Annotated in this window: 11 protein-coding genes and 1 riboswitch; of the genes, 6 read left to right on the forward strand and 5 right to left on the reverse strand. The window is 55.8% G+C overall.

Translation table 11 applies throughout. From position 1 onward, the window contains the following. Positions 1 to 27 precede the first annotated feature (27 nt). Complete coding sequence (locus ACZCED_RS04905) at positions 28 to 1,170, reverse strand: acyl-CoA dehydrogenase family protein (protein ID WP_464860328.1); 1,143 nt, start codon at positions 1,168 to 1,170, stop codon at positions 28 to 30. Between the two features lie 552 nt (positions 1,171 to 1,722). On the opposite strand from ACZCED_RS04905, the gene ACZCED_RS04910 reads away from it, so the two are divergent. Continuing rightward, entirely contained in the window at positions 1,723 to 3,579 is a 1,857-nt protein-coding gene (locus ACZCED_RS04910) for an acyl-CoA dehydrogenase (protein WP_464860329.1), read from the forward strand. Between the two features lie 84 nt (positions 3,580 to 3,663). After that, entirely contained in the window at positions 3,664 to 4,914 is a 1,251-nt protein-coding gene (locus tag ACZCED_RS04915) for a thiolase family protein (protein WP_464860330.1), read from the forward strand. Between the two features lie 170 nt (positions 4,915 to 5,084). Here ACZCED_RS04915 and ACZCED_RS04920 read toward each other — a convergent pair whose 3' ends face one another. Then, positions 5,085 to 7,514 (reverse strand): H-type lectin domain-containing protein, encoded by a 2,430-nt coding sequence (locus tag ACZCED_RS04920; protein WP_462970882.1) that lies wholly within the window; start codon positions 7,512 to 7,514, stop codon positions 5,085 to 5,087. A 66-nt stretch (positions 7,515 to 7,580) separates the two neighbouring features. After that, a riboswitch (cyclic di-GMP riboswitch) is annotated at positions 7,581 to 7,674 on the reverse strand. Between the two features lie 475 nt (positions 7,675 to 8,149). On the opposite strand from ACZCED_RS04920, the gene ACZCED_RS04925 reads away from it, so the two are divergent. The 3 genes from ACZCED_RS04925 to rbr all read left to right on the forward strand — a co-directional run bounded on the left by ACZCED_RS04925 (position 8,150) and on the right by rbr (position 10,165). Beyond that, complete coding sequence (locus tag ACZCED_RS04925) at positions 8,150 to 9,055, forward strand: adenylate/guanylate cyclase domain-containing protein (protein WP_462970881.1); 906 nt, start codon at positions 8,150 to 8,152, stop codon at positions 9,053 to 9,055. A 172-nt stretch (positions 9,056 to 9,227) separates the two neighbouring features. Then, positions 9,228 to 9,422, forward strand: a complete 195-nt coding sequence (locus ACZCED_RS04930; protein ID WP_462970880.1) for a ferredoxin — start codon at positions 9,228 to 9,230, stop codon at positions 9,420 to 9,422. A 167-nt stretch (positions 9,423 to 9,589) separates the two neighbouring features. Continuing rightward, positions 9,590 to 10,165, forward strand: coding sequence for a rubrerythrin (gene rbr / locus ACZCED_RS04935; protein ID WP_462970879.1), 576 nt, complete (start codon positions 9,590 to 9,592; stop codon positions 10,163 to 10,165). A gap of 78 nt (positions 10,166 to 10,243) precedes the next feature. Here rbr and ACZCED_RS04940 read toward each other — a convergent pair whose 3' ends face one another. Then, a complete protein-coding gene (locus tag ACZCED_RS04940; protein ID WP_464860331.1) occupies positions 10,244 to 11,968 on the reverse strand; it encodes an FAD-binding oxidoreductase in 1,725 nt (574 codons plus the stop codon). A 159-nt stretch (positions 11,969 to 12,127) separates the two neighbouring features. After that, positions 12,128 to 12,727, reverse strand: a complete 600-nt coding sequence (locus tag ACZCED_RS04945; protein ID WP_462970877.1) for a GNAT family N-acetyltransferase — start codon at positions 12,725 to 12,727, stop codon at positions 12,128 to 12,130. 271 nt (positions 12,728 to 12,998) lie between these two features. Here ACZCED_RS04945 and ACZCED_RS04950 point away from each other — a divergent pair, with 271 nt between their 5' ends. Then, positions 12,999 to 13,493: a hypothetical protein gene (locus ACZCED_RS04950; protein ID WP_462970876.1), complete on the forward strand. Its 495-nt coding sequence runs from the start codon at positions 12,999 to 13,001 to the stop codon at positions 13,491 to 13,493. 53 nt (positions 13,494 to 13,546) lie between these two features. Here ACZCED_RS04950 and ACZCED_RS04955 read toward each other — a convergent pair whose 3' ends face one another. Then, positions 13,547 to 14,212, reverse strand: a complete 666-nt coding sequence (locus tag ACZCED_RS04955; protein ID WP_462970875.1) for a hypothetical protein — start codon at positions 14,210 to 14,212, stop codon at positions 13,547 to 13,549. Positions 14,213 to 14,220: the final 8 nt, after the last annotated feature.

Consider the following 14,220-nt stretch of genomic DNA (forward strand, 5'->3'; position numbering starts at 1 on the left):
CTCACTCCTCAATGCCCCACTCCACCCTCACATGAGTTTCGAAATGATCATTTTCTGAATTTCCGAGGTGCCTCCGCCGATGGGTGCCAGCCGGGTATCCCGGAATATGCGTTCCACATCGAACTCATGGGTGTAGCCGTATCCACCGTGCAGGGTGACCGCATCGTTGGTGACGGCCAAGCTCCAGTCCCCGATAAACAGCTTGGCAATGGCCGCTTCCAGGTGGTTGAGCGGACGCCCCTGATCCTTGCACCAGGCGATCCGATACACCAGTGTCCGGGCAGCCTCCCCGAAAATACGCATGTCGGCAAGTTTATGCTTGATGGCCTGGTATGTGCCTATGGGTCGGCCAAACTGGATGCGCCCCCTGGCATAATCGGCACATTTCTTAAGGAGGTAGGAAGTAACGCCCACAAATGGCGCCAATAGGGCACTGCGATCCCATTCCACGGTCTGCATGGCGTAGTGGAACCCCTCGCCTTCCTTGCCAAGCAAGTTGTGGGCGGGGATCTTGCAATCCTTGAACACCAGCTCGCTGGTCTGGGATGACCGCACGCCCATCTTGATCAGCGGCCGTCCAGCGGAAAATCCGGGGGTGCCCTTTTCGACGATGAATGCGCTTATGCCCGCATGGGCCAGTTCAGGGTTGGTCTTGGCATAGACCACTGCCAGATCGGCGATGGGCCCGTTGGTGATCCACATCTTCGTTCCGTTGAGCACGTATGTCTCACCGTGTTTTTCGGCAGTGGTCGTCATCGAGGCCACATCGGATCCGGCATCCGGCTCGGACAACCCCATACAGCCGATCCATTCGCCCGAAGCGAGCTTGGGAATATAACGCCTGCGCTGGGCCTCGGTGCCGTTGCGAAACAGCGTGTCACCGCACAAAAACGTGTGGGCGCCGTAAGCAAGCGTCAGCCCGCCGTCCACACCGGCTTCGCCCAGGGCTTCTCCGGCCAGCACCGTGGTGACCACATCCGCACCTTCGCCGCCGTATTCCGTGGGGAAGTGCAGCCCCAGCAGGCCGAATTTCCCCATCTTGCGGAAGGATTCGAAATCGAAGGCGTCCCTGCGGTCGTGCTCCTGAACACGGGGGACGATCTCCTTTTTAGCAAACCGGATCACCTCTTTCTTGAACATGAGCTGTTCTCTGGTAAACGAAAAATCCATCTTCTCTCCCCTGTCCGGCAGGCGAATGAGCGGCAATTCCAAGCCCTGAAGATATTATGAAGGAAGTTATAAAATCGAATTTGATTCAACCTTTGAATGTTTTCAATTAGACGATCGGCCTTCCCCTGTCAAGCACAACATGAAGGATATTATCAATCTAAATCAGATTCAGCTTGCCAATCGGGGTAACGCCCGGCAGGCAGGAACCCCCACCCGTGAACACCGGATCGCTTCTGCGCAGCCGGATGACAGCAGCAAATTGAACCAGGTTCAACAACTACTTACCATTCACGTCCTGCGTTGCTTGACAAGGCATCATGCCTATACTAACAAAAATATTATTCATCTTCACTTTTCCCATCCATCATCAATCGACATGACCCGTTCCACCGCAAGGCAAGCCCCGTTCCGGCTGGACCGAGCCGGGTCGCCGCCAATGGGTTGGTCATGGATTGACGCACCGGTCAAGCGTCCCCGCAGCCCCTGGCCAGAAGGGTGAAACGCGGGACACAAAAACAAGGGTAAAATCATCAAGCACGGGAGAAAGATAGCATGGCACAGCAGATCGCAGACCGCCGGGACATCGATTTTGTCCTCTACGAGCAATTGGATGTCGAACAGCTTTTTAAATCGACAAAATACGGGACGCTCAATAAAAAAATGGTGGACATGGTGGTCACCGAAGCCCGGTCATTCGGCATCAAGGAGGTGCTGCCCACCCACGCCGAAGGAGACAAGGCCGGTGTCCACTTTGACAACGGGCGGGTAATCATCCCTGAATGCTATCGACGCCCCCACCAATTGATGCTCGAGAATGAGTGGACATCCCTCACCGAAGATCCGGCTGTGGGCGGGCAGGGAATGCCCCACATGGTCATGCGCGCCGCCTATGAGTATTTCATCGGGGCCAATTACGCCATGGTGATTTATGCGATGGAAGGCCACGGCACCGGCAAGATGATCGAGCTTTTCGGCACCGACAGGCAAAAAAAACTGTTCTTGAAAAAACTCTATACCGGCCAGTGGGGCGGGACGATGGACCTCACCGAGCCCGAAGCCGGTTCCGACGTGGGCGCCCTGACCACGTCGGCCCGGCGACTCGAGGACGGCACCTATGCCATCACCGGCAACAAGATATACATCACCAACGGAGAGCACGACCTCACCGAGAACATCATCCATCCGGTGCTGGCACGCATCGAAGGGGCCCCGTCGGGGACAAAAGGCATATCGATCTTCATCGTTCCCAAGATCTGGGTCAATGACGACGCCAGCCTGGGAGAGGCCAACGACATCCTGTGCACGGGCACGGAAGAGAAGATGGGCCTGCACGGCAGCGCCACCTGCGCCATGTCCATGGGCAGCAAAGGCGTATGCCGGGGGCTTTTGCTCGGAGAAGAAAATGCGGGCATGAAAATCATGTTCCACATGATGAATGAAGCCCGCCTGGATGTGGGTTTCATGGGATTTTGCCACGCCACTGCCGCCTTCCTTCATGCGCTGAACTTCGCCCGGGAACGCATCCAGGGAAAGGATTTGGCCGACGGCAAGAATGCCGACGCCCCCTCGGTGCCTATCATCCGGCACCCTGACGTGCGTCGCATGTTGCTGTGGATGAAGGCCCACGTGGAGGGCATGAGAAGTTTCATATACTATGTAGCCCGTTGCTTCGACCTGGCCGAATGCGCCGAGGACAAGAAGGAGCGGGAGCGTAATGGCGACCGCATCGCCCTGCTCACCCCGTTGATCAAGGCTTACTGCGCCGAGCGCGGATTCGAGGTCTGTATCGAGGCCATGCAGGTGCACGGCGGCTGCGGATACACCATGGACTATCCGGTAGAGCAGCTGGCCCGGGATTGCAAAATCGCCTCCATCTTCGAAGGTACCGATGGCATCCAGGCCATGGATCTGCTAGGACGCAAGTTGAGCATGAAGAAGGGGTCGGTGTTCGTGGACTTTATGGATGAAATGAATAAAACCATCCAGCAGGCAAAGGGCATCCCGGCCCTTAAACGGCTGGCAGTGGCCATGGAAACGGCTGCAGGCCAGCTGGGAGAGACAGCCATGGTCATTGGCAAGCAGGCCATGAGCCCGACATTTAAGACGGCGTTCGCATCAGCCCATCCCTTCATGATGGCCATGGGGGATGTGATCATGGGCTGGATGCTGTTGTGGCGGGCAGCGACAGCGTCATCACCGCTGGCGAAGATCGTCGGCGGACTGGATGATCAAAAAAAGGCCCAAAAAATCGATAGGGATAAAAATGCCGCCTTCTACGACGGCCAGATTCAGAGCGCACGCTATTTTATCAATGCGGTGCTGCCGATTGCACTCGGCCGGCTGGCGGCTGTCCGCGCCTGCGAGGATGCCGTGCTGAAAATCACCGAGCGGGGTTTTGGAAGCCTGTAGGGAGAGCCAAAACGCAACGGTTGCAGATCAGACGCCACCGAACTGAATACGTTAACAAATCACTCGACTAATCAGGAGAAGACCATGAAAGATGTCGTCATCGTTTCAGCCTGCCGGACCGCTATCGGGGCTTTCGGCGGGACCCTCAGGGATTCCAGCGCGGCGGCTGTCGCCGCCGTCACCATGAAAGAGGCGGTCAAGCGGGCCGGTATCGATCCGGCCATTATCGACGATGTGCGCTACGGCTGCTGCATGGAGCCTGCCGACGCCCTTAATGTCAGCCGGGTGGCCGCGCTTCTGGCCGGCATTCCCGACACCGTGACGGCCGCCACCATCAACCGCGTGTGCATATCCGGAATGGAAGCGGTACTGTCGGGCATGGCCATGATCCAGGCGGGCATGGCCGACGTCATCCTTGCCGGTGGCGTGGAACACATGAGCGGCGTAGCCTACCAGGTGCCCAATGCCCGCTGGGGATGCCGGCTGCAGGATACCGTCTTCGTGGACGCCATGATTCACGCCCTTCACTGCGGCTCCCACATCATCCCCCACCCCGAAGACGGCCCGGTGGATGCCACCCAGCCGCCGCTGAGCATGTGCGTGGGCAAGCCCTATATCATGGGCCAGACTGCTGAATTCATCGCCCAGCACATGGACATTTCCCGCAGGGAAATGGATGAGGTGGCGCTGAAAAGCCAAAACAATGCCGAGCGGGCCAACAACGACGGCTCATTCAAAGACGAGATCGTACCCATGGAGATCCCCCGGCGCAAGAAGGAGCCCCTGGTCTTTGACCGGGACGAGCACTTCCGCCCCGGGTTGACCATGGAACAACTCGAGAAGCTGCCGCCGGCCTTCGTGCCCAAGATCGGCAAGGTCACCGCCGGCAACTCGTCGGGCATCAACGACGGCTCGGCGGCCATGGTGATCATGTCGGCGGAAAAAGCCCGGGAACTGGGCGTTCAACCGCTGGCCAAAATTGTCGCCACGGGACGCGGCGCCTGCCATCCGTCGGTCATGGGGCTCTCCCCGGTGCCGGCCGTCAGAAATCTGATGGACCGCCATGGCATGAATATCAGCGATTTCGAACTGGTCGAGGTCAACGAAGCCTTCGCCGCCCAATATATCGGCTGTGAACGTGAGCTGAACCTGAACCGCGACATCACCAACGTCAACGGTTCCGGCATCGGCCTGGGCCACCCGGTGGGCGCCACCGGCTGCCGGATCATGGTAACCCTGCTCTACGCCCTTAAAAACCGGGGCAAGTCGTTGGGGATGGCCACTCTGTGCGGCGGCGGCGGCGTATCGATGGCCTGTGCTGTCGAGAGCGTTTAAAAGCGATGCCAACCCAACCATTGGGAAACTAACACGTTTGGTTTTCTGCAGGTTGAACACAGCTGTATAGACCAAGGGGGATGCCGATCGGAAATTGGCAACCCCCCATTACTGATCGGTGCTATACGGGTTCTAAACGCAGGCCTGACGAATCTTACCCGCCCCTCCTGCTAACGGCTGAAAAGCATATAGCCCACGACTTCGCTGACGTGGTTTACTTCCGCATCCTTTGCCTGCTCTTCGTCGATCAACACATCGACCGACACGCCGTCGTTGCCGCTGCACCGGACATTGGCGGTGTCTCCGCCGTCGGCGGTCTGCATGTCGGCCAGGAACGCCGGCGGTGAGGAAAAGGGCTTCTCGAAAAGAACCGTGTAGTTATTGTGCGTTACCGCATCCGGTGTTTTCTCGACCAGATAGGTGATGTCTCCCACTGCACCGGATGACGGTTCCCAGGCGATATATGAGACATTTTCTGTACCATGGTCTTGTATATTCCCCTCCTGTTCCTGCATTCGATAGGAAAAGCCATCGATGGTGATTTGCCGCATTCGCCCGGTGACCGCGTTCGAATCATTGGAACTGGTGACCGTCGTCATCACGATCGGGGGGACATTGAAGACCTGGTTGAAAGCGACATGCTGAAAACCACTCGCCGCAGCGGTCTGCAGATTGGCCGCCTCGATTTTTGTCCCGTCGGCAAGGGTGTAGCTCCCCTGCTCCATGACCAGGTAGTTTACCGTCTCGGCGACATGGGAGCCGTCAAGGTAATCCCACTCCTGAATACGCATCTCGAAACCCGTGCCGTCGACATTCTGAATTCGAACGACCGCCGGATCATTGCCGTTGAGCCCGATCGGACCGGCGACCACCACCGGGTTGACAAATGACCCGTTAAAGTCGATCCGGGTCCAGGCATGGTTGACCTGTGCGTCACCAAACTCCATGGCTTCGCTCATGTCCGTTAATTTACGGCTAAATGCCATATAGCCAACTACTTCCTTAGTGTGGCCGGTTTCTATATCCCGCGACTGCTCTTCATCGATCAACACATCAACGGCAAATTCATCCTTGTTGGCATATCTCACGTTCGCCGTGTCACCCCCGTCGGCAGTCTGCATGTCGGCAAGGAAAGTAGGAGCGGATACAAAAGGTGCATCAAAGAAAATACTGTAGTCGTTGTGGGTAACCGCATCAACCGTTTTCTCAACTATATAGGAAACGCCTTCCACTTCGCCAGTTGAGGGTTCCCAGGCAATATATGATAGACTTTCGGCACCATGATTTTGTACACTACCTTCCTGCTCTTGCATTCGGTATTGAAAACCATCGGCGGTAATTCGTTTTATCCGCCCGGTTAACGCATTCGAGTCGTTAAAACTGGTCACTGTGGTCATCACGACCGGTGCTACATTGAAACGGTCATTAAAGTTAATTTGCTTGAAAGAAGCCGCTGCTATGGTCTCAATATTGCCGACTTCAATTTTTGTACCGTCGTCAAGGATGTAGTTTCCCTGCTCCATGACTAGGTAGCTCACCGTCTCAGCAATAGATGACCCGCTAAGGTAGTCCCACTTCTGGATACGCATCTCAAATCCTTCAGAATCAACATTCTGAATTCGGATTACCGATGGATCACCGCTGTTGAGACCGATCGGCCCCGCGACCACCACTGGATTGACGAATGTTTTATTAAAGTTAATTCGCTTCCAGCTATGATCAATCTGGACATCAGCAAACTCGATTTCCTTTGCCCCAATGGTACCGGGCATGTTTTTTGGGGGGACCGGGTCAGCTGCAAAAGAAGCATGAATCGTATGGTCACTAAAAATTTTGTCGAAGGTATATGTATCGATCGCACCCTTGGATACGCCGTCCACCATAACGTCTGCAACATGGTAACCGGAGGCAGGCGAGACAGTAAAGGTATTACTGGTCCCATGATCCACACTGAGGGTACCTGATGGAGATATGCTGCCATTGGATCCTGAGGAAGCAATAATTTGGTAGGTATCGACCGAAAAAACGGCTTCGATAGTGTGGTCATTGGTAACTTTGCTGAATGTATATGATGAAACAACGCCAGTAGATAAGCCATCCACTTTCACATCCAGCACACGATAACCGTTATCCGGTATGATGGTGAAGGTTTGGTCAATATCTTTTGGCACAATGACCTTACCGTCAGGTGATAAGGTACCGTGCTCGCCTACTGAGGCCGTAATCGTATAGGACATTGGGTCTGGCAACGGGGCAGTAAACGACACCTCTTCGGAATCTTCACTCTCCAGCGCTCCAGCAAATGCCCGAACGACAAAGTAATAGGTGGTGTCCCAGTCCAGGTTATAGACAGTGCCTAAAGTACCAGGACCTGTCCAGCAGGGTTGGCTGTAATCGTATGACTGCCCATCTGCCCGCTGGTAGATGCGGTAGCCCTCCGGTGTGGGATCGTTGGGGTCCCAAGCCAGCGTTACCTCGGCCGTATCGTGTATGGTGTAAGTAGCGGCGGAGAAGCTTACACTGGAACTGAAATGAATCAGCCCTAAGGCAAACGCCAACAAGGCAAGGGTGTGGAACAGGCTATCGCACCGTTTAGACATACTGCTATCCTCCGTGGATATTCATTTTGACAACCGGTGAATCCGCGGAGGATGCGACCGTTTGCCTTCGGCGGCCCTGCTACCATGTCTTCCGGAAAGTGGAAGATTTAGGCCAGCGACTTTGCGTCCCACCCTTTCGGGTGGTTTGCCATTATCGAGCAGTTCGGTATCAACTGTCGTAAGCACACCCAGTCAGCAACTATAGTGCCAACAGTTCAATAAACCACCATATCCTGTATAGAACAGCTTAAAACTATTTCCTTTTTTGAAAATCTGTTCGTAGAGAGCCCCCATCCGAAGTAGTAAATGCTTTGCTTCCAGCGTACAAAAAAAGTCACAGTTTCATACGAATAATGTTAAACGAATGCATCCAAATCGCCGGTAGGATGGGTACCCGCCACCAGGTGGAAAATAAGCAACTGGATGGGAAGGGGATCAACGGGAAGTATAGGTGTTTTACACTACCCTTAAGACAGAAAACCGGCATCGCTCATTCTGACGGGGCAAACAGAGACGACTGCATTGGTTTTCCTAATCATCCCAGCGTGTCAGCATCTTGACAACCCGCCACAGCCATGCGAGTGTGCCGCTGTAGGTGCCTATTCAACCTTTATTTGCATGGTGGATTGCCTGATATGGACACCCCCTCCACCAACCTGTTGACCATCCTTTTTGCCGACATCGCCGGCAGCACCCGCCTTTACGATACGTTTGGCGATTTCAAGGCACGGGAGCTGATTTCCGACTGCCTGACCCAACTGAAAGATCTGGCCAGGGAAAATGATGGAAGCGTCATCAAAACCATTGGTGACGAAGTGATGTGCACCTTTTTGACGCCCAACCATGCAGCCGAAACCGCCCGGCAGATGCATGAAGAGATCTCTTTTGATCCAAAAATGGTCCAGGCCAACATCCGGCTGAGAATCGGGTTTCACCACGGCGAGGTGATCTGTGAGCCTGAAGATGTGTTCGGAGACGCGGTGAATGTAGCCGCACGCATGGTGGATCTGGCCAAAAGCGATCAGATCATCACCAACAAAGAAACGCTTGCATTGATGAAACTGACCCTGAAACGTCGGGCACGGGTCGTTGACCGGACACGGGTTCGGGGCAAAGACGATGTTATGGAGATCCATGAGTTGATCTGGGGAAAGCCCGAGCTGCTGACCATGTCCAATTCCATTACGGAAGAGATGATCGCATCATTGACCGCGGAAAAGGACCTCCTTCAAATTCGTCACCTGCAGCAACGCATTCTAGTGGATCACGAACGGCCCATTTTAACCATGGGCCGCGGTGTCGCCAATCACCTGATCATCAACGAGCCATTGGTCTCCCGCATGCACGCCCGCATCGAACTGCAACGCAACCGCTTCATGCTCATCGATCAGAGCACCAACGGAACATTTGTGATTCTACCGGACGAAGGTCCCAGATTGCTGCGCAGGGATGCCATCCAACTGGAGGGCGACGGATTGATCGGCCTGGGGCAGAAAGTCGGAGAAAACGACCCGCTGGCGGTTCGCTTCCGGATCTTGTAGAAACAACGCGGCCGTCCGCAGCCGCCTGCCTGGAGGACATTGAATGCTCATCTGTTTTGGGCTATGGTTCGGCCGGCTGGCATTCTCGGCTCAGCAGGTAAAGGATCCACCCGTTCATCACTTAACCGCCTGAACAAGGCAGCCTCATTCAATTCGACAAGGAGAAAAAACAATGAAAGTCAAAATCGACAGCCAGTGCATGGGAGACAGAAATTGCAACAACCTTTGCCCCGAAGTTTTTGAATATGACGAAGATCAGCTGCAATCCACCGTCAAATTTGACGTCATCCCCGAAAAATACGAGGATGTGGTCCGCCAGGCCGCCAGGGAATGCGGTGCAGACGCCATCGAAATCATCGAAGATTAACAACCCATCAATCGATTATTGTAGATACATCGACGCGTCCACGGGAGCGGCACTCGCCACATGGAGACGAACCGGTGAGTCCGCTCCAATTAAAGGGACCGAAAAACCGCTGCACGATTAGCGTATGACCACCAAATGGTCGGTCGCAAATTGTCGGAGGACCCTGTATGGGACAATTCAGAGAGAGCCGCACCGCCAGAAACCTGCTGACCTCCTACGCCTTCGAATCCCAGGCGACCACCCGTTATTCGTTTTTTGCCGATCAGGCCGAACGTGACGGGTACATGCAGATCGCTTCCATCTTCAGGGAAACCGCCGGTCAGGAGTGCGAGCATGCCCTGCGGTTTTTCAAGTTTTTCAACGGCGGCGAGCTGGAAATTACCGCCCGTTTTCTTACCGGCGTGATCAACAACACCCTGGACAATTTGGTGTCCGCGGCGGATTTAGAAAAATTCGTACACAGCGAATTGTACCCGGGGTTTGCCGAAACAGGCCGCGAGGAGGGCTTCAACAGGGCAGCTGACGTCTGGGATGCCATCTCCGTTGCCGAGGTGCAGCATGAAAAAACATTTCGCGGGCTGGCTGCAAACGTTGAGACAGGCAGAAGTTTCAGTCGGGAATCCAGCCGGGTCTGGCGCTGCATGAACTGCGGATACATCCACGAGGGGCAGCGGGCACCTGAAAAATGTCCGGCCTGCGTACGACCGTCAAACTACTTCGAACTATTTGCCCCCAACTGGTAGTAAGCCCGTCTGTATTTCACGTCCGCAACTGGCCGGAGGAACGACGGTTTCTTGCTGACAACAACTGCCTGCGGCCGGTCAGACCACCTCCCGCCAGTGGCGGCCATTCAGATCCAGCCCCAGTTGTCCGCCGGGGTTCATGATGGTGTTGGGGTCGAAGTGGCGCTTGATCGCCTTGAGCAGGTCCATTTGGGCATCTCCCAGATGGGGCTGCATCCAAGGGCTGAATAGTTTGCCGATGCCGTGGTGGTGGGTCGGCGAGCCGCCGAATTGCTGAAAGGCGTACAGGATCTTTTCCTGGAAGGCTATTAGATCGTCGATATTTTCCGCCCGGGTGATGAATATAAAATAAAGATTGGTTCCCTGTGCATAAAAGTGGGAGGCGTGGGTCATGCACAAGGTGTCCGGCCGCGACTTGACCACCTCCCTCACCCCCCGGTGCAGTTGGTGGATGCGGTCCCAGGTGACGGCGGTGTCCAGGGTCTCGATGAGGATGCCATAGTCGTTGAGATCCTCCCTCAAGTACGGGTCCTTGAAACGCCCCGGCGCCCACTGACGGGTGGGGTAGCCGGTCAGGGACATGCCTCCGGCTTGGCGGCAGATGCGCCTGACGCTCCGTCTTATGTTTCCCGCAAAACGCTTTTCGCCTTCTGCAGAGGCGATCATCAGGCAGCGCTGCATCGGCGCAAAGCCCCGCAGACGCATGTACCGGTCCAGCAGCGAACCGTCGATGCCGTATAGTTTCAGCCCGATGTGGGTCTCTTCCTCATCTGAAAGGCGAAACACGGCCGGCATGCCGAACTGCCCCTGGGCGATCTCCCGCCCCGCGTCCACCGCCTTCTCCCACGACGGAAAAATAAAGCTGAAATAGCGTCGGTTTTCGGGCATGTATCTGAATATCTTCAGTGTGACTTCCACCAGCACACCGAAACACCCCTCGCTGCCGATCATCACACGGTCCACGGACGGCCCGTTGGCCGTTGCAGGAAAATCGAGGGTCTTGAGATCACCGACCGGCGTTACATACTCCTGACTGATTACCAGGTCGCAGGCATCACCATAATATGAGGACATCTGACCGGAGCCCAGGGTGACCACCCAGCCACCCACCGAGGAATACTCGAAAGACTGGGGGAAATGACCGCCGGTATAGCGATGCCGGGTCTGGTAGCGCTGCGAAGCCTCGTTCAATGCCGCTTCATAGTCCGGCCCCATGATTCCCGCCTGGACGGTTGCCGTCTGGTTGGTTTCGTTCAGCCGCACCACCTTGTTCATATGGGTGCCCATCACCAGGGTTATCCCCCCCTTCGACGGCCGCAGGCCGAAGTTCACCGAACTGCCGCCTCCGTATACATACACGGGTATTTTCTCACGGTCGCAGTACGCCACCAGTTGGCGCACATCATCTTTATGGCGGGGGTGGACCACCAGATCGGAAACAGCCTGCACCTGCCCTTGCCGCAGGCGCAGGGACTCCTCCAGGGTCTTTCCCGTAGCGAACTTCAGCCGGTCATAGTCATCGGCGGAAACGTTCGCGTCTCCCACGATCCGGCAAATGGCCGAGACGTGTTCCGGAGTGATTACACGGCATGGCCGGCTGAATGTGACCGGATGGTTGCCGTCACTGACCGGCACCCGGAAGTGGTCGTCGGTCAGCCTGAAGGTCTCCTTGAGCAGTCGGAGCAGTTTCGCTTTGGGGTGCTTGTGACCATTCGGATCGCCCCATTTAAAGATGGAACGGTAGGATCCTTTCTCCGGCGCCGCTTCAATCCAGTTTGGTTTTATGCTTGTACGGGCTACCATGATGATCTCTCTGGAGAAAATAACACCCCGCGGACACAGGGTTGTCTTGGAGACAGGTTGACTGCACGATCCTTGTCTGATGGCTCCAGTCTGGTAAGAGGTCTTACCTGTTGGATGCGTGAATGTCAACGCCCGATATGGATAGGCGGGCAGTGCGGATCAGATCAAGATCTTGGCCATCACCGTTGAAGACCGGAACCCGAAAAGCGTGCCGACAGGCCACGCGGTCTGCTTACGGACGGCTTCGAATCCCATGCGCCGATACAGATTTTGCGCACGCGGATTGGCGTCAACCACCTCCAGGCGGACGATCGACAGGCCCTGCCCGGTGGCCCATGCCATTAGGGCGGCGATCAGCCGCGTACCGACTCCCCGCCCGCGATAAGAAGGCACTACCGCCACGCCGTCGATGTAGACCTCGTCCGCCAATGGGGAGTAATGTAAAAAAGCCAGCAGCGCCATCCGCCATATACTGCCGAAGGTGCCGTAAAATGGCCGCAGCGTGTTTACCGTCACATCCATGAATCCCGCCGCAGCCGCCTGGATACCGAGGATACCGACGAGCCGATCGTTCTGCGTGGCGGTGATGCACATCTGCCGGTTGAACCCATGCATCAGGGCCCGCCGGGCCCGTCGCCCGACCCCGTAAACCGGCTCTAATTTGTCAGCCAGGGCAGAAAGGTACAAGGCGGCGGCATCGTCAGCCAAATCATCCGGGAGATGGTCCAGCAACCGTATGGATGGGTCGCAAAGGGGCATTCTTGATCTCTCAACGGGCATTATCAGACAATCGGCGGGGGCTCTCCTCGTCATTTCAACGATGGGCAGCACCCTGGCCTCACTTCTTTGGGCGTCTGCGGAAACCGTACCGCAGACCTTGATTTCGCAAAACACGCCCTGCTTCCGGAAAGACGCCGAGCAAACAGATGGGACGGGTGATCGCCGCCGTCAGCTACGAAAAATTGGGGTGGGCAGGAATGAAAAATTGTGTTAAAAACGGCGCGACCTTCAATGTTAAGGAGTTTTCCGCATGCTGTCCCGGTTTTCAAATGAAGTGCTCTCCCGCGGTTCCAGCGCCGTATTGCCCCAGAATTTGAGCGATTTTTGGATCAAGGCCCTCCAGAAGCTCTGCGACGATTTTCTCGACAGTAATTTCGCCGTCGATCAATGCACCGAAACCCTGGATATGGGGGACCCTGTCCTGGTTTCCTGCGTCCACGAGGTGCTCCACTCCAGCCAGGGAGCCGGCGAGATATCCGCTGAAGAAATGGCCGAGAAAGTCACTATTTACGCCCTGTCCATTACCATGGAATCCATTCGCCGGGAGTCGGGTATAAAGATCCCCACCCCGACATTGGAGGACCTGCTCTCCATTGACAGGATTGTCCAGTTCGGAAAGATCAACCCTGAATTCGGGCAATTCCTCGAACGGTCCTGCATTGCTCCCGAAATCAAAACATCCGCCGAAGAAAACTGGCTACAGCGACTCAAAAAGAAGATCATTTCCCGCATCAGCGAAGCCTGACCGCAAACAGGCGCCCCCTTCCCCTTTGCCTTGCCAGCCCCCCGCTTGGGCAGCTAAACGTTCCAGGCCGCCGGATCGAGGGTATTGTAACGTGAAATCTGCTTGTCGGCTTCTCCTTTGAGCTGGAAATAGGTGTCGCCGTATATGTTCCAGCGGCACAGGTCGATGGGTGTCACCTCCGAGGCGTTCACCGGGCCGACGGTGCCGGCTTTTTCCAGGCCCGCCGCCACCAGTTCCGAGCAGAAAAACCGGCTGAAATCTTCGCGGTTGTACCCCGGGCCGTGAAGGCCGAAGGGCAATTCGTCCAGGACGTCGACGGCCGATTTGAGTGCCTGGGGCACATCGTACCCTTTTCGCTCCTTGGCCTGGTTGAAGAGAAAATTATAGAAACTGACCGAATCGAACTTGTCTTGGCGGAGTTCGTCGTTCAATGGCAGCCACCATATCTCCCCCTCGTAGGCATCCATGCGGTCGCTGAGCCGCGAAATCACAACGCCATTGAAGTCATGAATGGATGTGGATTCGATGACCTGATTGAAAAACCGCCCGGTGTCGTCATCCACGACCCGGGTCTGCAGGATCACCCCTACATGGGAAACGTCGGCACGGGTGGCAAACTTGATCAGTTCCGAAAAATGGCCCTTGCCGCCAAAGGCAATGACATCTCCCGGTTTCATCAAGGTCCGGGCATCGCTGTATTCCATTCTTTCGATGGGCATATACCTTT

This window comes from Desulfosarcina sp. (assembly GCF_055467485.1).

What these genes read in the sequence shown, in the direction of transcription:
- ACZCED_RS04905 (WP_464860328.1), bottom strand. Translation starts at nt 1,170, where the DNA reads ATGGATTTTTCGTTTACCAGAGAACAGCTCATGTTCAAGAAAGAGGTG.
- ACZCED_RS04910 (WP_464860329.1), top strand. Translation starts at nt 1,723, where the DNA reads ATGGCACAGCAGATCGCAGACCGCCGGGACATCGATTTTGTCCTCTAC.
- ACZCED_RS04915 (WP_464860330.1), top strand. Translation starts at nt 3,664, where the DNA reads ATGAAAGATGTCGTCATCGTTTCAGCCTGCCGGACCGCTATCGGGGCT.
- ACZCED_RS04920 (WP_462970882.1), bottom strand. Translation starts at nt 7,514, where the DNA reads ATGTCTAAACGGTGCGATAGCCTGTTCCACACCCTTGCCTTGTTGGCG.
- ACZCED_RS04925 (WP_462970881.1), top strand. Translation starts at nt 8,150, where the DNA reads ATGGACACCCCCTCCACCAACCTGTTGACCATCCTTTTTGCCGACATC.
- ACZCED_RS04930 (WP_462970880.1), top strand. Translation starts at nt 9,228, where the DNA reads ATGAAAGTCAAAATCGACAGCCAGTGCATGGGAGACAGAAATTGCAAC.
- rbr (WP_462970879.1), top strand. Translation starts at nt 9,590, where the DNA reads ATGGGACAATTCAGAGAGAGCCGCACCGCCAGAAACCTGCTGACCTCC.
- ACZCED_RS04940 (WP_464860331.1), bottom strand. Translation starts at nt 11,968, where the DNA reads ATGGTAGCCCGTACAAGCATAAAACCAAACTGGATTGAAGCGGCGCCG.
- ACZCED_RS04945 (WP_462970877.1), bottom strand. Translation starts at nt 12,727, where the DNA reads ATGCCCCTTTGCGACCCATCCATACGGTTGCTGGACCATCTCCCGGAT.
- ACZCED_RS04950 (WP_462970876.1), top strand. Translation starts at nt 12,999, where the DNA reads ATGCTGTCCCGGTTTTCAAATGAAGTGCTCTCCCGCGGTTCCAGCGCC.
- ACZCED_RS04955 (WP_462970875.1), bottom strand. Translation starts at nt 14,212, where the DNA reads ATGCCCATCGAAAGAATGGAATACAGCGATGCCCGGACCTTGATGAAA.